Here is a 23,590-nt window from a genome sequence, read left to right as displayed (position 1 = left end):
TGCATGCCGGCGCTGCCAGGGCCGGCATGCACGGCCTGCCTGGCTGGCGGGGTGCCGCTGCCGGCATGTCGTCGCTGATCCTCGGGCTGCGCAGGCCCGCACCTTTACGGGAGCGGTCAGCCGCGCCGTGACCATGACAGCTCGCCCGAACAGGTATGCACCGGTTGCCGGGCGCAGCCATCGGCGACGCACCTGCGCCTACATACGTGGCACGCATCGCGTGCATGCGGCACCGGTCATGCGCCTACCGCTGCTGGGCGCGGCTGGCGATTGGCAGATGAGCGAGCTGGGTTGCTCCGCACGCGGGTTGGATCACGCTGCGAGCAAGCGCAGTTGTCGGCCGGCAAGCTCAGGCCGACGTCATTCCTTGACCAGCTGCATGCGTGCGCGTGGGCGGGCGCAGGACAGCTCCACGCGGAAGCAGGTGCCGTTCTTGCCGCTGGTGATGCGCAGCTCGCCCTGATGCGCCTGCGCAATCTGCGCGGCCATATGCAGGCCCAGGTCCACTTCCGGCGCTGGCCGGCCGGCGCTGTGCACATGGGTGGAGGCATGCAGGACATCCAGCCGGCGCGGGTCGATGCCATCGAGGTTGCAGACCTCGATGCGGAGCCGGCCCTGCTCGGTGACGGCGACCGCCTTGATCAGCGAACTCTGCTGACCTTGCACCACCGCGTTGATCATCATGCTGCCGAACATCTGCGCCAGGCGCACCGCATCGCCATGCACCGGCTCGTCGATCGCCACATGCGTGGACAGCACCTGGTTGGGATACGCGGCGCGGGTTTCGTCCACGACCTGCGACAGTGCGTCGAGCAGGTCGCTGCCGTTGCCGTAGTCCAGCTGCAGCCAGTCGCGTTCGATGCCGCGGGCAAAATCACAGGCGAAATCGATCAGTTCTTCCATGCGCTGCAGGCTGCGCTGCATCGAGCGGATGGCCCCGCCCTGGCGCTGGCTGAGCTGGTCGATGGACAGCATGTCCACCACCGCGTGCATGGATTGCAGCGGGTTGCGCAGGTCGTGGCCGAGAATGCCGATGAACTCTTCGCGCAATCGTGCCGAGGCGCCGGCGCGGCCCAGTTCGCTGCGTGCGCGGCGCGATTCCTGTGCGCTTTCTTCGGCGCGCTGTTCGGCCTGGATCTGCGCGGCCAGCAGTTGCGCGAGCAATTCGACCTTCTCGACCAGTTGCTGGTCCATCGCGCGTGGCAGCGGATCCAGTGCACACAAGGTGCCGAACACGCTGCCATCGTCGAAGCGGATCGGCACCGAGACATAGCTTTCAAAGCCATACAGGCGCGGCGACGGGTGGTCGCGGTAGACCGGGTCGTCCGAGGCATGCCCGAACCACACGGCATTGCCCTTGACCCGCACGCTGTCGCAGAAGGTGGTCGCCAGCGGCAGCTCGTCGCCGGGCAGCAGGCCGAAGGACAGGTCGTCGCGCACCTGGCAGGTGATCCAGCGCGCTTCGGTCACCCGCGCCACGGCAGCAAACCCCATGCCGGTCAGTCGCGTCAGGATGCTCAGGACATCGGGAACCGACGATAGCCGGCCCACCCGCGCGATATCGGCGCGTAACTCGGCAGGAAGCGAATCCATGGGTGCCTCCCGACAGTGGATGGAGCGCAGTCTACAGGACTGCGGATGGGCCTGGTTGTACGCAACGGTGCGGCGTCACGCGCCCAACAATACGCCTGTTGGCGGGCGTGGACGATGCCGCAACGGCCCCATGCCCGAACAGCTCTAGCGGTGCAAAGGGAACGTATAGGTCGACCAGGACGGATGGTGTCGACCGGGCACACATCCACCGGTGGAAACTTGGCGAGCAACCTGCGGGCCAGCAGCGGCGGCGCCGGGCTGATTACGTGGGCGGCACAGTGGGGGCGTTGCACGCGCTGGAATCGATCGCTGTTGCCACTCCGGCGTCGATCCTGCGAAGGACGGCCGAAGCGTCGAGGTCAGCCCTCGCCTACGTCTGCGTAGACGGCAGAGGAAGGGCGATCTGCAGCGGGTCGATGCGGCCTTCGCCGCGCATGATCTTCTTGAACTCGGCGCGGCTGACCGACACATAGCGCTCGTTGCCGCCGATCTCCACCTGCGGGCCATCCTGCACCGCGTGCCCTTGCGCATCCACGCGCACGGTCATGGTGGCCTTGCTGCCGCTATGGCAGATGGTCTTGATCTCTTCCAACTCATCGGCCCAGGCCAGCAGGAACTGGCTGCCTTCGAACAGCTCGCCGCGAAAGTCGGTACGCAGGCCGTAGCACAGCACCGGGATGCGCAGGCGGTCGACCACTTCGCTCAGCTGCCAGACCTGTGCCCGGCTGAGGAACTGCGCCTCATCGACCAGCACGCAATGCAGCGCGCCCTGGCTGGCGATATCGCGTTCCACCAGTTGCTGCAGTTCGGTATCGCGATCGAACGGGCGCCCGTCCGCGCGCAGGCCGATCCGCGAGGCGACCACGCCGCTGCCGGCGCGGTGGTCGAGCTTGGGGGTGAGGATCAGCGTGCGCATGCCGCGCTCGCGGTAGTTGTGCGCCGACTGCAGCAAGGTGGTGGTCTTGCCGGCATTCATCGCCGAATAGTAGAAGTAGAGCTTGGCCATCGGTCGATTTTACCGGGCCGGGCGGCTGATTGCGGGGCGCGTGCTGCCAGATGGCCATGCCGGGGCCTGAGCGCTGCCCAGCTTCAACGCCGCGCTGCGCGGTCTGCATCGCTGGCGCAGCGCGAGCACGCGCCTGCCTGACCAGATGAACCCGTCGCGCCGGCCAGCGGCAGGCCGCCCCGGTACAATGGCGCGCTCTGTCGGAAGCTCCTATGCACGGTCTCAACCCCCCGCAAAGCGCTGCAGTGCTGCACTGCGAAGGTCCCTTGTTGGTGCTGGCCGGTGCCGGCAGCGGCAAGACGCGCGTGATCGTGGAGAAGATCGCCCACCTGATCGCCACCGGCCGCTATCCGGCCAAGCGTATCGCGGCGATCACCTTCACCAACAAGTCGGCCAAGGAAATGCGCGAGCGTGTGGCCAAGCGCATCCGCGGCGATGGCGCCGATGGGCTGACCATCTGTACCTTCCATGCGCTGGGGCTGAAGTTCCTGCAGATCGAGCATGCGGCGGCCGGGTTGAAGCGCGGCTTTTCGATCTTTGATTCGGACGATGCCGCCGCCCAGATCAAGGACCTGATGCATGGCGCCAAGCCCGATGCGATCGAAGATGCCAAGAACCTGATCTCGCGCGCCAAGAATGCCGGCCTGTCGCCGGAACAGGCGATGGCGGCGGCACGCAGCAACCGCGAGAAAGAAGCCGCCAGCTTGTATGAGCGCTACCAGGCGCGGCTGACTACTTTCAATGCGGTGGATTTCGATGACCTGATCCGCCTGCCGGTGCAGATCCTGGAAGCCAACGAACAAATCGTGCTGGGCTGGCGCGAGCGCATCGGCTACCTGCTGGTGGACGAATGCCAGGACACCAACGATGCCCAGTACCGGCTGCTCAAGATGCTGGCCGGCCCGCGCGGCAACTTCACCTGCGTGGGCGACGACGACCAGAGCATCTACGCCTGGCGCGGCGCCAACCCGGAAAACCTGCAGCAGATGGCGCGCGATTATCCGGCGCTGGAAATCATCAAGCTGGAGCAGAACTACCGTTGTTCCAACCGCGTGCTGCGCGCGGCCAATGCGTTGATCGCGCATAACCCGCACGAGCACTTGAAGACATTGTGGAGCGACCAGGCCGACGGCGAGCGCATCCGCGTGTGGGAGTGCCGCGACAGCGAGCACGAAGCGGAAAAGGTCGCGGCCGAGATTTCGTTCCTGGGCACGGCCAAGCAGGTGCCGTGGAGTGATTTCTGCATCCTGTTCCGTGGCAATTTCCAATCGCGGCCGCTGGAAAAAGCCTTGCAGCTGCTGCGCGTGCCGTACCACCTGACGGGCGGGACCGCATTTCTGGAGCGACAGGAGGTCAAGGACCTGCTGTCGTGGCTGCGCCTGATCGTCAACCCCGACGATGACGCGGCGTTTTTGCGTGCGGTGCAATCGCCCAAGCGCGAAGTGGGTGCCACCTCGCTGGCGCGCCTGGCGGAACTGGCCAGCGGCAAGTCGGTGCCGATGTCGCGCGCGGCCGAGTCGATGGGTGCGCTGCAGCATCTGCCGCCGCGTGCGGCCAACGGCCTGAGTGCGTTCACCGACATCCTGCGTGAGATGCGCGAGCATTCGACCAGGCTGCCAGCGGGGGAACTGGTACGCATGCTGGCCGACAAGTCTGGCCTGCTCAACGATCTGCGCAACCAGTCCAAGGACGAGACCGGCTTCCAGCGGCGCAAGCGCAATCTGGACGAGCTGGCCGAGTGGTTCGAAGGTGGTCCTCGCGGTGCGAGTGCCAGCGATCTGGCCGCGCAGCTGGCGCTGCTGTCGCGCAACGACAAGGACGATGGGGGCAACCAGGTACGCATGATGACCATGCATGCGTCCAAGGGGCTGGAGTTCCGCTACGTGTTCATCGTCGGCTGCGAGGACGGTGTGCTGCCGCACGAAGTGAGCCTGGAAGAAGGCAATCTGCAGGAAGAACGCCGCTTGCTGTATGTGGGTATCACCCGCGCCAAGGAACAGTTGTGGATGAGCCACAGCAAATTGACGCGCAAGTTCGGCGAGCATGTGCGGCTCAAGCCGAGCCGGTTCTTCGACGAGATTCCGGCCGAGGAATTGCAGCGCGACGGTGCCGACCCGGTGGCCGATGCCGAGCGCAAGAAGGAGCGCGCCAGCGCGGGGTTGGCCGCGATCCAGGCCTTGTTCGACTGACGCGTGGTGCGCGGTTGCACCGCAACCCGCAGCACGCATTGCATCGCTTGCCAGTGACGCGGCCGCACGGCAGTCTGGTTTCCCCCGATGCCGGAGTGCGCCGTGACCGTCGTGATCGAAACCCCGCGTCTGCGCTTGCGTCTGCTCGATCCCGAGCGCGACGCCGATGCGATGTTGGCGCTGGTCAACGACCCCGGATTTATCGCCGGCATCAACGACCGTGGCATCCGCACCCGCGAGCAGGCGCGAGCGCATCTGTGCGAATGGGCGCAAGCGCACCACGCGCGGTATGGGTTCGCGCACTGGGCAATGGAAACGCGTGAGGATGCCGCGTTTATCGGCACGTTGGGCCTGTTGTGCCGCGATCCCTTGCCGGTGCCGCATCTCGGTTTTGCGCTGTTGCCCGCGCACCGCGGCAAGGGCTATGTGACCGAGGCCGGGCGGGCGGTGCTCGAGCATGCGCGCGACGTGTTGGGACTGATGCAGCTGTGCGCAATCGTGTCGCCGGACAACGCCGCGTCGATCCGCGCGCTGGAGGCATTGGGCTTGCAACGCGAGGGCCTGCGGGTATTGAGTCCCGACACCCCTGCAGTGCTGTATTACGCAATCGATCTTGCGCCTGCCGGTAGGTCCGGCTGAGCGCCCAGGCGATATCGGCTCATTCGCTGATGCAAGCGTGATGGCGTCTGATAGACGAGTTCATGCGGTCCAATGCAGAGCAGTCGATCTCAGGTTCGGCTGCGGAGCCCTTGCCCGCCCACCCTTGCGGGACACGCTGCAAGTCCGCCCTTGTAGCCGTTCTTGGCCTCAACCCCAAGGCGAGAGGCAGCAGCGCTGCAGACCGGCCACAGCGCTGATATCGCAGCTGTCGGCTGCCGACCGTCGGATCAGGCGCCGGCCGCGTCCAGCCGCGCCTGCACTGCGGCCAGCGCCTCCTGCAGCTCGGCGACCGTGGTTTCCAGGGTCTGCACGCGCGCGTCCAGTTCGCTGGTGCCGCCGCCGCTGCGTGTGTTCGGTGCGGCACGCGCCGCGGCGGCCTGCAAGGCGTCGATATCCAGCTCGCCGCTGAGCAGATGCGCGTAGCGGTCTTCGCGCTGGCCGCTGGCGCGGGGCAGTTGCGCCGCCAGGCCGCGCTGGATCAAGCGGTCCAGGTGATGGCGCACGTCGTCGGCATCGTTGAAACGCGCCAGCCGCTCGCTGCGCGCAAACAGCTCGCCCAGCGTCTGTGGGCCGCGCAACAGCAGCAGGCCGATCAGGGCCACCTGCTGACGGGTCAGGTCCAGCACATTGCCCAGACGGTGTTCGTAGCGCTCGGCACGCGAAGAGAACTGCTGGCGCACCAGGCCCAGGGTTTCCAGCTGGCGCAGCGCGTGGTGCACCACGCCGGTCTGCAGGTTCAATACCGGCTCGCGCGAGGTCTTCTGGTTGGCGGCGACCTGGGCGGCGTTGACGGTGAGCGGATACGCATCCGGGGTGGTCGCTTCCTTTTCGATCAGACAGCCGAGCACGCGGGCCTGGGCGGTGTCGAGAACGGGCGGGGACGAGAGTTCGGTCATCGGTGACTCCGGGGCAATCAGCGCACAAGGATATGCCGATCTGCTGCCAGCGTTCTTTCGATGCGGCGAACACGCGCGGCGGCGGCAGCTAACTCCGGATGGCGCCGGTCTGCGTCGTGCGGCGAAACACGCCTGCGCCTGCAGGAACAGGTGCAGGTCCGCATCCGCATCGTGCCGAAACCCTGTTCGGCCAGGCTGCCCTACAAGCCGCGTCGCACGGGTGGCGCGCACGGCTCGCCTCCTGGCAGCGGCAACCGCGAGCGGACTGGCGCGAACCCGCTAAAATTGCGCTCTTCATTGCCGTTCCTGTTCTGGTGGATGCCATGCGCCCCTCGCTTTACGCACCGTTGTCCCTGCTCGCCTGCACCGCGCTGGCCCTGAGCGCCTGCAAGCCCGGCGACACGCAACCGGCCCAGCCTGCGAAGGCCGCCGCAACCGCCCATGCCGATGCCAGCGCCGCGGTCACCAAGGCCGCAACGTCGGCCACCACCGCGCCGGCCGGCGACGACAACCTCAACGCGGTGCTGTGGATGCAGCGCTCGGAGGAATACCGCGCCGTGGCCGAGCAGACCTATCGCGCTGCCGCCGACAAGCTCGACACCGCGCTCAAACAGCCCAACTGGGACGCGCTAGTCCCGGAAGAGCGCGCCAACGCGGCCACCGGCCTGAAGCCGGCGGTGGTGCTGGATGTGGACGAGACCGTGCTGGATAACTCGCCCTACCAGGCACGCCTGCTGCGCGACGGCAAGGAATACGACGAGCTCAGTTGGGACCAGTGGGTGGCCGAGAAGAAGGCCACCGCGATCCCGGGGGTGGTGGATTTCGCCAAGGCCGCCAACGCCCGCGGCGTCACCCTGATCTACATTTCCAACCGCGCCGTGCACCTGAAGGACGCCACGCTGGCCAATCTGCGCAGCGTGGGGTTGCCGGTGGCCGACGACAGCGTGTTCCTGGGCCTGGGCACGGTGGTGCCCGGGTGCGAGCAGAACGGCAGCGAGAAGAATTGCCGCCGCCAGCTGGCCGGGCAGACGTACCGCGTGCTGATGCAGTTCGGTGACCAGCTGGGCGACTTCGTGCAGGTCAGCGCCAACACCGGGCAGGCGCGTGGCGCGCTGCTGCAGCAGTATCACGACTGGTTCGGCGAGCGCTGGTGGATGCTGCCCAACCCCAGCTACGGCGGCTGGGAGCCGGCGCAGTTCAACAACGATTATGCGCAACCCTGGAAAGCACGCCACGACGCCAAGCGCGCCGCATTGGAGACCGCCCGATGAACCGTCCCCCGTTAGCCCTGGCCGCGCACGAGCGGCTGATCTTTGCGCTGGACGTCCCCGGCCATGACGAGGCGATCGCCTGGGTGGACCGCCTGGGCGAGTCGGTGTCTTTCTACAAGATCGGCATGGAGCTGCTGGCGTCGGGCGAGTACTTCCATGTGCTGGATGCGCTGGCCACGCGCAACAAGCGGGTGTTCGTGGACCTGAAGTTCTTCGACATCCCCGCCACCGTGGCCGGCACCATCCGCCGCCTGGCGCAGTGGCCGGTGAGCTATTGCACCGTGCACGGCTGGCATGCCGGCATGCTGCAGGCCGCCGCCGAAGCCAACCAGGGCGACATGCGCCTGCTGGCGGTGACCGTGCTGACCTCGATGGGCCGCCCGGACCTGGCGGCGATGGGCATCGACCGCGAACCGGTGGAGGTGGTGGTGGAGCGCGCGCTGGCCGCACAGGCCGCCGGCATCGATGGGGTCATTGCCTCTGGCCAGGAAGCCGGCCCGATCCGGCGCGCCACCGGCCCGGCATTCTCGATCGTCTGCCCCGGCATCCGCCCCGGCGGCCCGGTTGGCGATGACCAGCAACGTACCGTGGGCGTGGCCGAGGCCTTTACCGACGGCGCCGACGCGATCGTCGTCGGCCGCCCGATCCGCCTGGCGGCCGATCCGGCCGCGGCGGCGGCTGCGATCCAGGCCGAGATTCGTGCTGCATGGGCGCAGCATCACGAGTAGGCCACTTTGGGTTCCTGCGACGACGCAGGGCTGTCATCGTAATCGGCTAGTCAAGTCAGGTGAGGGAATCACCTACGCGGGGTAGGGCTTTGCCTGCTGGTGAGGGTTGCGTGAAAGCGTGATTCTTCATTGGCAGGCGGCCTAGACGGTGACCATCGTCTGCAAGGATGCTCATGCGCGCGATATTTGCGCCATATCAGCCAGGGACGGTACCACCGCAGCGCCTTGCGTTGCCGGTCGTTGCCGATGCGGGACACCGGTTTCGGATAACAGCGTCATGCGTAGATTCTTTCGGCCGCTAGTTGCGGTGCTGCTTTGTACTGGTCTTGGCGCTTGTTCTCTCGTCGCCAACGTGCCCGAATTGTTTCGCTACAACGAACCTACCGACGGACAACGAACGCGCCTGCGCATCGTCGGCGATGACGGTAATACCGTCATCTACCCAGGGACCACGTGCGACCGCGCCAACGTGCCGGGATTCGGCAGGGCTGCTCGCGCGCTCGTGTTTGGTGGACAGGATCTGGGCATGCCGCGCTTGAGCGATACACCCAAACATCCCTTGGAGTTGGCTGTGCGGGCGGGTGAACCGATGGTGGTCGGGTTCAGTGCCGGCGCTGTGGCCAGTCCAACGTGCCCCAAAGCGCCTCCAGGCTATCGGATGGTCTGCAATGCCCCGATCGGTCACGGGCCGACCTGCGCAACTACGCGGAGTTTCGTGCCGGAATCGGGCGTCGATTACGAAGCACATCTGGATTTCGGTGCGGGCCGCTGTCGGCTCGATGTGTACGCACTGACCAAGCGTAACGACGGCACGACCGAACGCCGCGCCATTGCCGCTGCGTTACCCAGCTGCCCCACTACCTCCAAGGAATGAGTGCCATGACACATGCCCGCTTGATCTTCATCGGCCTGGCTGCCGCACTGCTCAGCGCCTGCGCAACGGCTCCCAAACCCAAAGCGATCGTCGCCGAGCCGATCCAGCCACCACTGACTGTGGTCGCGTCGAAAGACATCTATCGCAAGACCACCGGGTTGCGTGTCGTGCATCGCTCGCACACTGCCAAAGCAACCAGCCTGAAGGTCATGCAGGGAATCTTCGGGGCGATGAGCACCGGCGGAAACATCACGGCATTCAAAAAAGAGGATCTGCTCGGTGACCCGAATGAGGATCTGGTAGACCCTTCCATCAAGGAACTCCCGCACGCGCTGGAGGAACAATTGCGCAGTTATGCGCTGGCGCATCCTGCGGCTACGCCGCCTGCGCGGTTTGTGATCCGTCCCGCCACATGGGCGTTGATCTATACCTCGCTGTCGGATTCGCAGACGCCCTACCAATTGCACTTTTCATTGGATATGGAAGCGCGCGCTCCGGACAGCGATGGTCAGCGCCAGGCAACGGTCACGCAACGCTGCAATCCCGCACCGATTGAGTCATCACTGGCCGACTGGCAAGCGGCGGACTACGCCAAGGTGAAGCAAGTGGGTGCTAACTATGTTGCGCAGTGCAGCGAAGAGTTCGCACGCAACTTCCCGACCTTGTTTCACGAGACCACAGCGGTTGCTGTTTCAGACTAATCAATAAGTTACACAGTTATTATTAAAGTGTTGCTTTAACGTTAAAGCCTGCGTACGATGCCCCTCGTCCGATGTCAGTCGGAAGCTGTGCCACTCATTGTCCACCGGGCTTGTCCCGGTTTTCGAGGGGATCGGGCCTTGTGCCCGATCCTTTTTTTTGCCCGCTGGATTGCCCGGCAAGCGCAGCGTCGCCGCCTCTGCCTGGTGGTCTCCCGCCTGCTCGCCGCAGGAGTGCCTGCCCCGCCATCGTCGCCTGGGCTCCGCTCAGCGTGTCGCGGGCGCCTTGCAGAAGCGGTCGATGAATTGCTGGTGGGTCGGCATCACGTCCACGCAGTGCGCGATGGTCTGCGCCACACTGGCCAGGAAGCCTTCGGCATCGCGGTCGGGCACCTGGTCCACCAGTGGGTGATAGCCGGTCGGCACGATGCCCTGGCCCACCATCACCTGCACCCAGCTGATCTCGGCGAACATCTCCTCGGCATTGCGATAGAACCGCCCGCTGTCGCGGAACAGGTCCAGCGTGGCCTGAAGCTCCGGGGTGATCGGCATCTGGCGGCAACGCCGCCAGAACGCGCTGTCGTCGCGCTCGGTGGCGTGGTAGTGCAGCAACAGGAAATCGCGGATGCGGTCGAACTCGAATGCCAGCCGGTCGTTGTAGCGCTGCACCAGCACCGGGCTGATGCCTTCGCGCGGAAACAGCTCCAGCAACTTGGAAATGCCGGACTGGATGAGATGGATGCTGGTCGATTCCAGCGGCTCCAGAAAACCGCTGGCCAGGCCCAACGCGACCACGTTGCGGTTCCAGCACTGCTTGCGCCGGCCGGTGGTAAAGCGCAGCGGGCGTGGGTCGGCCAGCGGCTTGCCATCCAGATTGGCCAGCAAGGTGGCGGCGGCTTCGTCGTCGCTGATGTGCGCGCTGCAGTACACATAGCCATTGCCGGTGCGGTGCTGCAGCGGAATGCGCCATTGCCAACCGGCCGCGCGCGCGGTGCAGCGCGTATACGGCGTGGGCGGGCCGACCTTTTCGCAGGGCACCGCGAGCGCGCGATCGCAGGGGAGCCAGTGGGTGAAGTCGTGATAGCCGGTGTGCAGCGCGTCTTCGATCAATAGCCCGCGAAAGCCCGAGCAATCGATAAACAGGTCGCCGGCGATTACCTGGCCCGACGCCAGGTGCAGCGCCACCACGTTGCCCGATTCCGGATGCAGCTGCACCTGCTCCACCATGCCTTCGATGCGCGTGACGCCGCGTGCCTCGGCAAACCCGCGCAGGAAGCGCGCGTACAGCGCGGCATCGAAGTGATACGCGTAGGCGATATTGGCCAGCGGCGAGGTGGCCGGCACATCGCCGGCCGAGGTCATGAACTTGCCGCGCACCGCGGCCACGGTGTTGAGCGTATAGGCGCCCAGCGGCTGCGCCTTGCCGCGCGCGTGCTGCTTGATCCAGTACTGGTGGAACGGCAGCAGCCCGAGCGGGTGTCCGATCTGGCTGCCGAAGCCGTGGATGTAAGAGGTGCCGGGGCGCTGCCAGTCGACGAACTCGATGCCGAGCTTGAAGCTGCCCTGGGTTTGGCGCACGAACTCGGCCTCGTCGATGCCGAGCAGATTGTTGAAGGCTTTGATATGCGGCACGGTGGCTTCGCCCACACCGACGGTGCCGAGCTGTTCGGATTCGATCAGCTGCACGTTGAAGGTGGGGCCAAGCACGCGCGCTAAGGCGGCAGCGGCCATCCAGCCGGCGGTGCCGCCGCCAACAATGACGATGTTGCGAAGTGGAGCGGGGAGCATGTCTGCACTTCCTGAGCATTAGGGACGGACACACGAACGGGGCCAGTTGGCCCCGTCGCGAAGGACCACACGCGCAGCCGCACGCGTGTGGCGATGACGATCACTCAGAACTTGGCGCCGAGTTCCAGCACCACGCTACGCGGCACGTAGTTGATCTCGCCGCTGGTATTGATCGCGATGTCCGGATCGAACTGCCCATTGCTGCCGAAGCCGTTATAGGCGTACGCACTGTAGTTCTTGAAGTTGAATGCGTTGAGTAGGTTCACGCGTGCCGACATCTTGAAGTCGCCAACCACGGTGAACTCCTTGGTGGCCTGGAAGTCCACCGTGCGGTAGCCCCAGATATCGCCACCGACCAAAAACTTGCCGCTGCCCGGAGGCGTGACACCCACCTGCTGGCAGGTCGCCCCATCGGGATCGGTGAAGCCGAAGCAGGCAATCGTGTTGATCGGCTCGGGCGTTGCCAGCACCAACTTTGCGCCCAATGTCACCCCCCACGGGATATCGATCGAGCCGGAGGCCACGAAGCGATGCGCGGCAACCGCGTCGGACTTGACGAACGGATAGCCGCGGATGGTTGCCTTGTCGAAGCCGTATGGCTCATCGATGTTGCGGTTCTGGCGCGCGCTGGTGTGGGTGTACGACAGCGTCAGGCCCCAACCGGATTCCTTGGTGTAGGGCTTGTCGGCCGACAGCAGGACCTGGCTGTTGCGCTGTTCCAGACCATTGGTACCCAGGATGGTGTTCTGGTAACCCGGCACCGGCTCGCCCCACGGCACATTGCCATTCTGGAAGTACGAACCGTCCGGATAGCGGTTGATCAAGCCCATCGCAAAGCCGTCGTAGCTCAGGATGCGCTGGAAGGTGACATCGGTCAGCCACTCGCCCACCTGGTTGGTGATACCGATGCTGTACTGGTCGCTGTAGGGCGTCTTGAGCTTGTTGTTGAACATGAACAGCTCGGCGCTGCCGCTGACGTCAGGAATGGTGTTGAGCTGATCGATACCGTTGAGATAGCGCGGGTCGAACGCAATGCAGGGACGGTCGGCGCGATAGCACTGTTGGGTCGCGGGATTTTCGAAATACACCGCCACCGGCGACAACGCCGCCTTGCTGGTTTCCAGCGCCAGCTGCTCGAACAGGTTGCGGTCGTACGAACGCGCCGCACCACCGTGCAGGATGGCGGCTTCGTCACCGAAGAAGTCATACGAGAAGCCGAAGCGCGGCGCCCAGGCGTCCTTGAAGTTCTTGCGGTTGTTGCCGGTGCTGATGTAATCGGCCACGTTGATGCCGCTGGGCAGCAGGCGGTTGGCCCACGGCTGGCCGGGGTTGTCCGGATCGTTGGCATACAGCGCATCGACGAAGGCTTGCGAGGTAACGAAGTCGGTGTATGCCGGTGTGTCTTCGTAGTCGTAGCGCACGCCGATGTTGATCATCAGCTTGTCGGTGGCGGCCCAATCGTCCTGCAGGTAGATGCCGTACTGCTTGGACGGCGACACCACCGTGGCGCGCTGGCCGGGCGTGTTGTACGGCGCAACGAAATCCACGCGGTACGGCGTCGCTTCCACGCTGCCACCGTTGACCCGATAGCTGAATTGCGGATTCACCGCCGCCGCATCCTGCGAGGTCAGCTCGACGTCCTTGTAGTTCACACCCATCTTGATGGTGTGTTCGCCATGCCACTGGAAGCTGGTGAAGGTCAGATCGTTCTGGATGAACCAGCCCTTCTGACTCTTGCGCTGCGCATTGAGACCGCCCGCCGAGCCGGTGGTCAGGAAGGTGCGCTCATCGATATCGGCCGAGCCGGCGCGTGGCTGGAAGTACGTGTAGACGATGCCGTTGCCCAGCGTGCGCGGGGTCGGGTTGTTCTCCGAGTTCTCGGTGCCGACGATGACCTCGTTGAACCAGTTGTCGGCGCTGTGCTGCCAACGCAGGTTGGTGCGCTTGTCCTTGTTGATCTTGTCGGTGGCCTGCGCCAGCGTGTTGGTGCCGCCGACATTCGCGGTCTGGGTTTCGTCGCGATAAATCGTGCTCAGCTCGATGCGATCGCGGTCGGTGGGCTCGAAATCGATCTTGCCGAAGAACAGGTCTTCTTCGAACGGCATGTTGGCCGGGCCGTACTGGCTGGCCAGGTTGGACGGCAGCTGGTTGACGAAGGCGGCTGCCTCGGCGCTCGGCTGCACGCTCTTGGGCGCCACGTTTTCCTTGCCTTCGTAGGCGACGAAGAAATGCATGCGGTCCTGGATGATCGGCCCGCCCAACGCGAAGCCGTATTCCTTGGTCTGCGAATCGATCTTGCCGTTTTCTTCCTCGTCGGGCCGCTTGTCGCGCAGGTCCTGATCGGTGTAGCGGTAGAACACCTCGCCGTGCAGCTCGTTGGTGCCGGACTTGGTGGCCGCGGTGATCGCCGCGCCACTGATCTGGCCGTACTCGGCCTTGTAATTGGAGGTGATCACCTTGTACTCGCCGATGGCGAGCTGCGGGAACGGGTTGCCCTGGGTGTCGCTCTGGCCGGCAACGCCGCCGCTGCGCACGTAGCTCTTCTGGCCGACGCCATCGATGTACAGATTGCCGGCGCTGGCGTTGGATGCACCGCCGCGCAGCTTGGTGTTGCCGTTGCCGTCGACCTGAAACACCATGCCCGGCACAGTGTCGGCAAACTCCAGGAAGTTGCGCGTGGCCTGCGGCAGCTGCTGGATCTGCCGCGCGGAAATGGTGTTACCTACCTCGGATGTTTTGACATCGCGAATCATCGGCGCGCTGACCGTGACCGTGTCCAGCGTGGTCGCATTGCCTGCCGGCGCGGCGGGCGCGTCATTGCCAAGATCCACCGTGGCACTGGAGGCCACCGACAAGGTCACCGTGCGGCTGATGCCGTTGGATTCGACTTTGTAGGTGCCCGGCTGCAGCCCGACGATGGTGTAGTTGCCGTTCGCATTGACCGGTGCGCGTCGCACCGAGCCGGTGGCGACATTGGTGACGACCACTTCGCTGCCGCTCTGCGCGGAGGCGACCTGGCCGCGCAAGGTGGCGTTGCTGGACTGGGCCATGGCCGGGGTGGTGGCGAACAACGAAGCGGCCAGGGCGCAGCACAACAGGCTGCGCGCCGGCAGGGTGGAGACGGTACGGTGGGTCTTCATGACTTTCCCCCTCCCAGGGGTAAAGTGCGACGCAGTGGAGTGACTGGCGCGTTGGGTTGGTGCTTTTGGGGTGAAACACGGAACGGCAGGCAACAACAGCCGCAAGGGCTGCAAGAACGACAAAAGTCTGCGGTGACGGGCGGCTGCTCCTTCAGGCACGGGTCGAGACGGGTAAAACAATGGCGGCGCGTGGCCGATGCAGCGCATCGGCGTTCAACGGGCAATGCACACGCTGGCGATGCGCCGGCGTGCGTCCATTCGGGTTGCCAGCACGGGCGCTCGCCGGTTGCTGGCGCGGCGGGCCGAGCTGGCGTTTATCGAATTACCAGATGATGCGCGCGCTCAGGAACAGCGTGCGCGGCGGCGTGGACAGCGCGCCGTACTGGTTGATGCTGGCGCGCGGATTGAACACCCCGCCGTTGCCCCAGTCGATGGCGTACTGATCGTAGTTGCGGAAGTTCAGCGCATTGATCAGATCGCCGCGCACCTGCACGGTGAGCGCATCGGTGACGTGCATGTCCTTGGACAGCGACAGATCCAGCTGCCGCGTGCCGAAGATGTCGCCACCGGCCAGGAACTTGCCGCCCGGCGCATCCACCGAGACGATGCGGATATTGTCCGACGGCGGGCCACCGTATTGATCGAAGGAGACCGCTTCGTTACGCGGCGGCACCGTGGCCAGGGTCAGCTTGGCCGAGGCGCTGATGCCCCAGAACAGGTCGTAGATGCCGGTGACCACCAGGCGATGGCGCGGCACCGAGTTCAGGTCCAGGAACGGATAGCTGGCGATGGTGGCCGCATCGAATCCGTACTGCTCGTCGTTGCCGCGATTGCCGCGTGCGCGCGAGAACGTGTACGCCGCAGTCAGGCCCCAGCCGCTTTCCTTGGTGTAGGCCTTGTCGGTGGACAACAGCAACTGCGCGGTCTTGGTCTCCACACCATTGTTGCCGATGATCAGGTTGCCGAACCCCGCCGGTGACTGGGTCCACGGCTGTCCGCCATTCTGGAAGAAATCGCCATTGGGATAGCGGTTGCCCAGGGTCAGGATCAAACCGTCCTTGCTGTGGATATACGACACCGTGCCCGAGTTGCTCCACTCGCCCACGCGCGTGCGCAGGCCGATGGAATACTGGTCCGAATACGGCGTCTTCAGATCGTTGTTGAGCAGGTCGATCTCGCCATTGCGCACGCGCGCATTGACCAGGCCGCCCAGGCTGTCCGGGTTGCTGACAAAGGCCGGATTGAAGTTGGTGCAGGTGCCCGGCGCCGGCGTGCAGCCGGAGGATTCGACAAAGCGGATGGTGTACTGCGACAGCGCCGACTTGACCTGTTCCAGGCCCATGATGTCGAACAGATTGCGGTCGTAGCTGCGCCCGGCACCGCCGAACAGCACCAGCGATTCGTCGCCGCGGAAGTCATAGGAGAACCCCAGCCGCGGTGCAAAGTTGTTGTTGTCCTGTTTGCGATTGCGGCCGTTGCTGATGTAGTCGTTGATATCGACGCCGCCCTTGGCCAGCTGCTCGGCATAGGTGGCGCTGACCGCCGGGTCGGTGCCGGGGCCGTTCAAGGCGGCGATCACTTCCGGCGGGGTCACGTTGTCCAGGTAAGACGGAATCTTTTCGCCATCCCAGCGCACGCCCAGATTCAACTGCAGCTTGTCGTTGACGTCCCAATCGTCCTGGATGTACAGGCCCAGCTGCTTGCTGGTGGTGGTCACCGACGGCGCGGCGCCGGCAAACGGCAGATTGAAGCGGACTTGGTACGGAATGGGCGCGGTCCCCGCGCCATCGTTCACCGCGTAGTAGAACGACGGATTGGCCGCAGAGTTCTCGCTCTGGGTCAGCTCCACTTCCTTGTACTTCACGCCCATCTTGATGACGTGGTTGCCATGCCACTCGATGTTGTTGAAGGTCAGGTCGTTCTGGAAGCTGGGGCCCTTCTGCCCCTTGCGCTGGATCGCCAGGCCACTGGTGGCGTCGTCGTTGAGCAGTACGTCGTCTTCGGCGATGCCGCGGGTGTACACGGTCTGGCTGCCGATGGTGTAGGCGGTGGGGTTGAACAGCACGTCTTCGTACGACAGCCGTGCCTCGTTGATGTAGCGCTCGCCGAAGTGCTGCCAACGCAGGTCGTAGCGCTCTTCGGAATTGAGGTTGATCTTGGCGGCGATGGCGGTGTTCTGGTCGCCCACGCTATCGCGGCTTTCTTCGTCGCGGACCTTGGCGGTGAGCTCCAGGCGGTCGTTGTCGCCGATGTCCCAATCGATCTTGCCGAAGTACAGGTCTTCCTTGAACGGACGGGTGACCGAGCCCAGGCGGCTCTGCACGCCGGCCGGCAGATCGTCGCTCAGTGCGCTGAAACGGTCCGGCACCGCGACCGGGTTGGCCGACACCTCAAAGCCCTTGCCTTCGTAGCTGACGAAGAAGTGCGCCTTGTCCTTGACGATCGGCCCGCTGAACGCCGCGCCGTATTCGTCCTGGTGCGTCTGGCGCTTGTTGCCGTCGGCATTGGGCGCGCCGGCGCGTTCGTCGGCCTGGCGCGCGCGGAAATCGGTATTGGTGGTGCGCCCGAAGATCTCGCCATGGAATTCGTTGCCACCGGACCTGGTGGACGCCACGATCGCCGCCGACCCCACCTGGTCGAACTCGGCCTTGTAGTTGGAGGTGATGACCTTGTACTCGCCGATCGCAAGCTGCGGGAACGGGTTGCCCGCGCTCTGCTGCTGGCCGGAGACGCCGCCGAACAGATAGCTCTTCTGGCCCACGCCGTCGATGTACACATTGACCGCCGAACTGGCCTGCGCGCCGCCGCGCACCCGGCTGTTGCCGTTGGAGTCGGTCTCGAACTGCATGCCCGGGACGGTGTCGGCAAACTCCAGGAAGTTGCGCGTCAGCTGCGGCACCGTGTTGATCTGCTTGAGCGAGATGGTGGTGCCGACTTCGGAGGTCTTGACCTCCTGCAGCGTGGTGGCGGTGACCTTGACCGTGTCCAGGGTGGTGGCCGTGCCATCGGCGGCCGGTGCGGCCGCCTCACCGCCGCTACCCAGGTTCAGGCTGACCGACGAGGCCACCGACAGGGTCACCGTCTGCTCGGTGCCGGGACCGGCATCGACCTTGTAGGTGCCCGGCGGCAGGCCGACCAACGCATAGCTGCCGTCCGCACCCGTGGTCACCCGTCGCACCGCGCCGCTGGTGACATTGGTGGCGGTCACGGTGGTGCCGGCCTGCGACGCGGCCACCTGCCCGCGCAACGTGGCATTGCTGGACTGGGCCATGGCCGGAGCGGCGGCCAGCAACGAAGCGGCCAGGGCGCAGCACAGCAGGCTGCGCGCCGGCAGGGTGGAAACGGTACGGTAGGTCTTCATGACGTCCCCCTCCCAGGGGTCAGGCGCGTACCGGCGGAGATGGTCGGCGTGGCGCGGATGATGCGTTGTTTCAACGACGGCAGAACAGCGGCAGGCAACGGGCAGGCGTTATAAAAAGCATAAGAAAGCGCAAAGATTTCGTGAAGGTGCGATGGAGTGCCGGATCAGCCGCCGGGCGAGCCGCGCGCGGCGCTGGACGCGCGCACGATCAGCTCCGGCACCATTTCCGAAAACGCCGGCGGTGCGGCGTCGGCAGGCGGCGCGGGCGCATCCACCAACTGCTGGCCCAGCAGCAGGCGCAAGGCACGCGCACCCAGGCCGGCGATGTCCACCCGCATGGTGGTCAGCGCCGGCAACACGTAGCGCGCCATCGGCACATCGTCGAACCCGGCCAGCGCGATGTCCTGCGGCACCTTCAGCCCGGCATGGCCCAGCGCGAACAGGCAGCCCAGCGCCATCATGTCGTTGGCGGCGAACACCGCATCCGGGCGCGCGTCCTGCGCCAGCGCCTGGCCGGCGCGGTAGCCGGACTCCTCATCGAAGTTGCCCGGCAACACCCACGGCTGCGCGTCCGCATCCAGCGCCAGCTCGTCGCGGTAGCCGCGCAGACGCTCGTGCGCATCGAAGTTGTCGGCCGGCCCGGCGATGAAGGCGATGCGGCGGTGGCCGCTGTCGCGCAGATGCCGCGTCATCACCCGCGCGCCGCCGTAGTTGTCCACATTGAGCACCGGCCGCTGGCTGGCGCTGCCGGCGCAGTTGAGCAGCACCGCCGGCAGCCCGCCGGGCAGCGCGTCCTCGTGCACGCCGGTGTCGCCCAGCGAGGGCGACATCACCACCACCCCGTCCACGCGCCCGGGCAGGCGCTCCAGCGCCCGCCGCTGCGCCTGCGGGTCGCCGTGCGAGCTGGACACCAACAGGTGATACCCCTGGTCGCGCGCCACCTGGTCGATGCCACGGATCAATTCGGAAAAGAATTCGCCGTGCAGGTCCGGCAGCACCACCCCGATGGTGTGGGTGCGCCGGCTGCTGAGGCTGCGCGCAGCGTGGTGCGGGATGTAATTGAGCGCACGCGCCACCTGCAGCACGCGCTCGCGCACCGACTCGGCCACGTGCTGGTGCCCATTCATGGTGCGCGACACCGTGGCCACCGACACCTGCGCCTGGCGCGCGACATCCTTGATGGTGACGCTGCCGCCTTCCGAACGTGGCCGACTCATGGCGCTTTCTCCAAAACAAGGCAGTGGCGACCACGCGCCCGGGCAGGGCGCACGGCCTGCGGGCGCAGAACGTTCGTGTCGCACAGGCACATGAAGGTCATCGGCCCCATCCGATGGCGACCTCGAAGCGAGATGGCGCGCACGCTAGCAGGATCTGCAAGCGCTTACATGATGCGATGCAGCATCGGGCCAAACATCGCTGGGACAAGGGCTGCGACCTGGTGAGTGGACAAATTTGTCCGGCGAGACAACGCGCGTCAACGGCAGACACCGACTGACAACGCCGGGGTAGCGACGAAAACGTAACATCTTTGGCCCATACCGTGGCGCACGGTGTGAAGCGCGCCTTGCCGCCGGTGCATTCAGACAGCAAGATGCGCCGATCGATCAGGGGAACAGCGTGCGCATGTCGCCATCTACCGTCCGCGCCGGCCGGTTCCAGTTCATCGCGTGGGGGCTGTTTGCGGCGCTGTGCGTGGCCGGCTGCCAGCGCACCGACACTGCCGCGCCGTTGCCCGGCGCCAAGGCCGAGCCGGCCGCTGCAATGCAGTCGATGACCGTGCCGCTGCGGCGTAACGACCTGGTTGCCTATGCGCGCATCCGGGTTACCCCCACGCAGTACACGCAACTCGAAGCGGCCTGGCGCAGCGGTGCCAGCCGGTGGCCGTTGACCGAGCTGCCGCTGCCCAACGAGGTGGGCGCCTTGCTGGGGTCGCTGTCGGCCCCGGATGCCGAGCGCCGCCTGCAGCAGGCCTTCGATGCGCAGCTGGCCGGGCAGTCGCGGGGCATTGCCCAGGCCGCGCAATCGCTGGGCCAGTTCGGCGTTCAGTACCTGCGCAGTCGCAACGACTACCAGCCCGAGCAGCGTGCCCACTATGTGCAGCTGGTCGATGCGCTCAGCGCCTGGGCCGCCACCGCGCCGCTGGCCGACCGCCCGCGTGCCAAGGCCAGCATCGCCGATCTGGTGACCGCCGCGCGTGCCACCGGCATTACCTCCGACGCCGACCTGCAGCAGCTGGGCATGGAAGAAAGCCTGCGCCGGCTCGGGCCGTTTTGGGAAACCTGCAAGAAGGTGCTGGAGCGTTACGGCCTGTCGATCGACAGCAGCCTGGACGCACTGCGCACCGGCTTGATCAAGCAGGACGCCGACACCGCCCAGGTCCGGCTGCGCTATCCGCTGGCCGCCCACGACATCGATCTGAGCGTTGCGCTGATCAAGCGCGATGGCCATTGGTACCAGCAGCAGACCCAGGACGAGGTGCAGGCCGTACTCAGTGCCGCGCCGGCACCGGCACCGGCACCGGCACCGGCCTTGCCGGGCGCCGCGCCGGCGTCCGATACTCCGGCGGTCCCGCCCGCCACGCCCGCCGACACCGGGCAACGCCCGGCTGGGCGATAATGCCCGTGATGCCAGAACAGAATCCCCTGCCGTTTCCTGACGGCCAGCCCGCTCCCTCCAACGCTGCCGCCGACCCCGCTGCCCAGGCGGCGGCGTTGCCGGTTGCCGCGCCGCTGCCTGCGGAGGTCGCGCCGGCGATCGCGCCCGGCGTTGCCGCTGCCCGTAGCGCCAAGCGCCCGTGGTGGGCGCGCCTGCTCGGCCGGCTGGCCGACCCCTGGCTGAGCCTGACCATCGAGCCGGATCAACCCGGCCGCTACGACGATGGCCGCCCGGTGGTGTACGTGCTGGAAGACTACGGCCTGTCCAACGCGCTGATCCTGGACAAGGCCTGCCGCGAAGTCGGCCTGCCGTCGCCACTGGTGCCGCTGCCGGGCGACCCGCTGGAGCGCAAGCGCGCGTATCTGGCCCTGTCGCGCCGCAGCAGCAGCAATTCGCTGATTCCCGAGCAGCGCGGCGGCAAGACCCATTCCGATTCGCTGGCCAAGTTGCTGCAGGCGCACCGCGTGCGCGCCGACCTGGACGTGCACCTGGTGCCGGTGTCGATCTTCGTCGGCCGCGCGCCGGACAAGCAGAGCGGCTGGTTCGCGGTGCTGTTTTCGGAAAACTGGGCGCTGGTCGGCCGCTTCCGCCGCCTGCTGTCGGTGCTGCTCAACGGCCGTACCACCATCGTGCGCTTCGCCCCGCCGATCTCGCTGCGCCAGACCATGGCCGAAGGGCTGCCGCCCGAGCGCACCTTGCGCAAGTTGCAGCGCGTATTGCGCACGCACTTCCGGCGCATCCGCGAGGCGGTGATCGGGCCGGACCTGTCCACCCGCCGCCTGCTGGTGGACCAGGTGCTGGCCGCCGATTCGGTGCGCGAGGCCATCGCCACCCAGGCCAAGCGCGACAACTCCAAGCCGGTCGATGCCTGGCGCAAGGCGCATGCCTATGCCTGGGAAATCGCCGCCGACTATTCCAGCCCGGTGGTGCGTTCGGCCAGCTTCCTGCTCACCCATGTGTGGAACCGCATCTACGCCGGCGTGCTGGTGCATCACCTGGACAAGCTCAAGCAGGCCGCGCCCGGGCATGAAGTGGTCTACGTGCCCAGCCACCGCAGCCACATGGATTACCTGCTGCTGAGCTACCTGCTGTACGAACGCGGCATCGTGCCGCCGCACATCGTGGCCGGCATCAACCTCAACCTGCCGGTGGTCGGCACGCTGCTGCGCAAGGGCGGCGCGTTCTTCATCCGCCGCTCGATCAAGGGCAACGCGCTGTATTCGGCAGTGCTCAGCGAATACGTCGCGCAGCTGGTGGCTGGCGGCTATTCGATCGAATACTTCGTCGAAGGCGGGCGCTCGCGCACCGGGCGGTTGCTGCAGCCCAAGGGCGGCATGATCGCCATGACCCTGCGCGCCTATCTGCGCCAGCCGCGCAAGCCGGTGCTGTTCCAGCCGGTGTATATCGGCTACGAGAAGCTGATGGAAGGCAACAGCTACCTCGACGAGCTCACCGGCCGGCCCAAGGAGAAGGAATCCATCTGGGGCCTGCTGTGGTCCATCCCCAAGGTGCTCAAGCAGAACTACGGCCAGGTGGTGGTGAACTTCGGCGAGCCGATCGCGCTCAATGACGTGCTGGCCAAGCACGCGCCCGATTGGGACGGCCAGCCGCTGCCGGAAGACGAAAAACCCACCTGGCTGGCACCGGCGGTGGACACGCTGTCCACCCAGATCCAGACCCGCATCAACTGCGCCGCCGACGTCAACCCGATCAACCTGCTGGCGCTGGCGCTGCTGTCCACGCCCAAGCATGCGATGGGCGAGGCCGACCTGATCGCGCAGATCGAGTTGTGCAAGAAGCTGCTGGCCGAAATGCCGTACTCGGACCGCGTCACCGTCACCCCGCATACGCCGGCGCGCATCATCACCCACGCCGAAGAGATCAACGTGCTCACGCGTGTGTCGCACCCACTGGGCGACGTGCTCAGCGTCAGCGGCGATACCGCGGTGTTGCTGAGCTACTTCCGCAACAACGTGCTGCACCTGTTCACCGCGTCCTCGTGGGTGGCATGCTGCTTCCAGAACAACCGCCGCATGAGCCGCGCCGGTCTGTTGCGCCTGGGCCGCACGGTGTACCCGTTCCTGCAGGCCGAGTTGTTCCTGCCGTGGAGCGAAGACCGCTTTGCCGAGCGCATCGAACAGACCATCGACATGTTCGTGCGCGAAGGCCTGCTGCTCAACGTCACCGACGACGACGGCGGCATCCTGGCGCGCAACACCGGGCAGACCGACGAAGTGTTCCGTCTGCGTGCGATCGGTCATTCGCTGCAACAGGCCTTCGAGCGCTATTACATCGCCATCTCGGTGCTGGTGAAGAACGGCCCCGGCGTGCTCGGTGCCGGTGAACTGGAAAGTCTGTGCCAACAGGCCGCGCAGCGCCTGAGCCTGTTGTACGCACCGGCCGCGCCGGAATTCTTCGACAAGACCCTGTTCCGCAGCTTCATCCAGAAACTGCGCGAGCTGCGCCTGGTGTGGCCGGACGAGAACAGCAAGCTGGTGTTCGACGAGCGCCTGGATGCCTGGGCCAAGGACGCCAAGTTCATCCTGGGCCGCGAGCTGCGCCACACCATCGAGCGGGTCAGCCCCGAAGCGGTCAAGCCGGATGTGGCGCTGCCACCGGCTGAGTAACGCGGCGCTGCCCGACGCCGACGACGCTCCCTTCTCCCTCCGGGAGAAGGTGCCCGAAGGGCGGATGAGGGCCGGTCAGCAAGCAAATGGCCCAGCTCCGCCCT

General features: G+C 65.9%; 15 protein-coding genes. 8 read left to right on the top strand and 7 right to left on the bottom strand.

The features are described from left to right. Nucleotides 1-360: 360 nt before the first annotated feature. Both ACCQ10_RS20240 and ACCQ10_RS20235 read right to left on the bottom strand, forming a co-directional pair. Nucleotides 361-1,593 (bottom strand): GAF domain-containing sensor histidine kinase, encoded by a 1,233-nt coding sequence (locus ACCQ10_RS20240; protein ID WP_184558199.1) that lies wholly within the window; start codon nt 1,591-1,593, stop codon nt 361-363. Between the two features lie 370 nt (nt 1,594-1,963). Continuing rightward, a complete protein-coding gene (locus ACCQ10_RS20235; RefSeq protein ID WP_184441543.1) occupies nt 1,964-2,599 on the bottom strand; it encodes a thymidine kinase in 636 nt (211 codons plus the stop codon). A 212-nt stretch (nt 2,600-2,811) separates the two neighbouring features. On the opposite strand from ACCQ10_RS20235, the gene rep reads away from it, so the two are divergent. Together rep and ACCQ10_RS20225 are read left to right on the top strand one after the other, a co-directional pair. Next, entirely contained in the window at nt 2,812-4,788 is a 1,977-nt protein-coding gene (rep, locus tag ACCQ10_RS20230; protein ID WP_372361728.1) for a DNA helicase Rep, read from the top strand. 87 nt (nt 4,789-4,875) lie between these two features. Then, the gene (locus ACCQ10_RS20225) at nt 4,876-5,427 is read left to right on the top strand and encodes a GNAT family N-acetyltransferase (RefSeq protein ID WP_372361727.1); all 552 of its coding nucleotides are present in this window, start codon (nt 4,876-4,878) and stop codon (nt 5,425-5,427) included. A 248-nt stretch (nt 5,428-5,675) separates the two neighbouring features. On the opposite strand, the gene ACCQ10_RS20220 is transcribed toward ACCQ10_RS20225, so the two are convergent. Beyond that, nucleotides 5,676-6,344, bottom strand: a complete 669-nt coding sequence (locus ACCQ10_RS20220; RefSeq protein ID WP_372361726.1) for a YceH family protein — start codon at nt 6,342-6,344, stop codon at nt 5,676-5,678. A 314-nt stretch (nt 6,345-6,658) separates the two neighbouring features. On the opposite strand from ACCQ10_RS20220, the gene ACCQ10_RS20215 reads away from it, so the two are divergent. The 4 genes from ACCQ10_RS20215 to ACCQ10_RS20200 all read left to right on the top strand — a co-directional run bounded on the left by ACCQ10_RS20215 (nt 6,659) and on the right by ACCQ10_RS20200 (nt 9,918). Then, nucleotides 6,659-7,615 carry a 5'-nucleotidase, lipoprotein e(P4) family gene (locus tag ACCQ10_RS20215; RefSeq protein WP_372361725.1) on the top strand — a complete coding sequence of 319 codons (957 nt, stop codon included), beginning with the start codon at nt 6,659-6,661 and terminating at the stop codon, nt 7,613-7,615. Continuing rightward, entirely contained in the window at nt 7,612-8,343 is a 732-nt protein-coding gene (gene pyrF / locus ACCQ10_RS20210; protein ID WP_372361724.1) for an orotidine-5'-phosphate decarboxylase, read from the top strand. The genes ACCQ10_RS20215 and pyrF overlap by 4 nt, the downstream gene beginning before the upstream one ends. Nucleotides 8,344-8,620: 277 nt before the next feature. Next, nucleotides 8,621-9,217: a hypothetical protein gene (locus tag ACCQ10_RS20205; RefSeq protein ID WP_184372381.1), complete on the top strand. Its 597-nt coding sequence runs from the start codon at nt 8,621-8,623 to the stop codon at nt 9,215-9,217. 5 nt (nt 9,218-9,222) lie between these two features. Then, entirely contained in the window at nt 9,223-9,918 is a 696-nt protein-coding gene (locus ACCQ10_RS20200; protein ID WP_372361723.1) for a hypothetical protein, read from the top strand. Between the two features lie 264 nt (nt 9,919-10,182). Here ACCQ10_RS20200 and ACCQ10_RS20195 read toward each other — a convergent pair whose 3' ends face one another. From ACCQ10_RS20195 to ACCQ10_RS20180, 4 genes are all read right to left on the bottom strand, one after another. Continuing rightward, nucleotides 10,183-11,703 carry a tryptophan halogenase family protein gene (locus ACCQ10_RS20195; RefSeq protein WP_372361722.1) on the bottom strand — a complete coding sequence of 507 codons (1,521 nt, stop codon included), beginning with the start codon at nt 11,701-11,703 and terminating at the stop codon, nt 10,183-10,185. Between the two features lie 104 nt (nt 11,704-11,807). Next, a complete protein-coding gene (locus ACCQ10_RS20190) occupies nt 11,808-14,843 on the bottom strand; it encodes a TonB-dependent receptor (protein WP_372361721.1) in 3,036 nt (1,011 codons plus the stop codon). A gap of 322 nt (nt 14,844-15,165) precedes the next feature. Next, nucleotides 15,166-18,204, bottom strand: coding sequence for a TonB-dependent receptor (locus tag ACCQ10_RS20185; RefSeq protein WP_372361720.1), 3,039 nt, complete (start codon nt 18,202-18,204; stop codon nt 15,166-15,168). Nucleotides 18,205-18,368: 164 nt separating this feature from the next. Then, complete coding sequence (locus ACCQ10_RS20180) at nt 18,369-19,421, bottom strand: LacI family DNA-binding transcriptional regulator (RefSeq protein ID WP_047694035.1); 1,053 nt, start codon at nt 19,419-19,421, stop codon at nt 18,369-18,371. Nucleotides 19,422-19,827: 406 nt separating this feature from the next. Here ACCQ10_RS20180 and ACCQ10_RS20175 point away from each other — a divergent pair, with 406 nt between their 5' ends. Continuing rightward, entirely contained in the window at nt 19,828-20,820 is a 993-nt protein-coding gene (locus ACCQ10_RS20175; RefSeq protein WP_372361719.1) for a hypothetical protein, read from the top strand. Further along, nucleotides 20,820-23,486, top strand: a complete 2,667-nt coding sequence (plsB, locus tag ACCQ10_RS20170) for a glycerol-3-phosphate 1-O-acyltransferase PlsB (protein ID WP_372361718.1) — start codon at nt 20,820-20,822, stop codon at nt 23,484-23,486. The genes ACCQ10_RS20175 and plsB overlap by 1 nt, the downstream gene beginning before the upstream one ends. Nucleotides 23,487-23,590: the final 104 nt, after the last annotated feature.

The organism is Xanthomonas sp. NCPPB 1325, assembly GCF_041477645.2.
In the GTDB taxonomy this organism is placed as follows: domain Bacteria; phylum Pseudomonadota; class Gammaproteobacteria; order Xanthomonadales; family Xanthomonadaceae; genus Xanthomonas; species Xanthomonas cannabis.
This window is presented reverse-complemented; position numbering and strand designations above follow the sequence as displayed.

Excerpts from the sequence above, each read along its gene's own strand:
- ACCQ10_RS20240 (WP_184558199.1), bottom strand. The coding sequence starts at position 1,593 with ATGGATTCGCTTCCTGCCGAGTTACGCGCCGATATCGCGCGGGTGGGC.
- ACCQ10_RS20235 (WP_184441543.1), bottom strand. The coding sequence starts at position 2,599 with ATGGCCAAGCTCTACTTCTACTATTCGGCGATGAATGCCGGCAAGACC.
- rep (WP_372361728.1), top strand. The coding sequence starts at position 2,812 with ATGCACGGTCTCAACCCCCCGCAAAGCGCTGCAGTGCTGCACTGCGAA.
- ACCQ10_RS20225 (WP_372361727.1), top strand. The coding sequence starts at position 4,876 with ATGCCGGAGTGCGCCGTGACCGTCGTGATCGAAACCCCGCGTCTGCGC.
- ACCQ10_RS20220 (WP_372361726.1), bottom strand. The coding sequence starts at position 6,344 with ATGACCGAACTCTCGTCCCCGCCCGTTCTCGACACCGCCCAGGCCCGC.
- pyrF (WP_372361724.1), top strand. The coding sequence starts at position 7,612 with ATGAACCGTCCCCCGTTAGCCCTGGCCGCGCACGAGCGGCTGATCTTT.
- ACCQ10_RS20205 (WP_184372381.1), top strand. The coding sequence starts at position 8,621 with ATGCGTAGATTCTTTCGGCCGCTAGTTGCGGTGCTGCTTTGTACTGGT.
- ACCQ10_RS20200 (WP_372361723.1), top strand. The coding sequence starts at position 9,223 with ATGACACATGCCCGCTTGATCTTCATCGGCCTGGCTGCCGCACTGCTC.
- ACCQ10_RS20195 (WP_372361722.1), bottom strand. The coding sequence starts at position 11,703 with ATGCTCCCCGCTCCACTTCGCAACATCGTCATTGTTGGCGGCGGCACC.
- ACCQ10_RS20190 (WP_372361721.1), bottom strand. The coding sequence starts at position 14,843 with ATGAAGACCCACCGTACCGTCTCCACCCTGCCGGCGCGCAGCCTGTTG.
- ACCQ10_RS20185 (WP_372361720.1), bottom strand. The coding sequence starts at position 18,204 with ATGAAGACCTACCGTACCGTTTCCACCCTGCCGGCGCGCAGCCTGCTG.
- ACCQ10_RS20180 (WP_047694035.1), bottom strand. The coding sequence starts at position 19,421 with ATGAGTCGGCCACGTTCGGAAGGCGGCAGCGTCACCATCAAGGATGTC.
- ACCQ10_RS20175 (WP_372361719.1), top strand. The coding sequence starts at position 19,828 with ATGTCGCCATCTACCGTCCGCGCCGGCCGGTTCCAGTTCATCGCGTGG.
- plsB (WP_372361718.1), top strand. The coding sequence starts at position 20,820 with ATGCCCGTGATGCCAGAACAGAATCCCCTGCCGTTTCCTGACGGCCAG.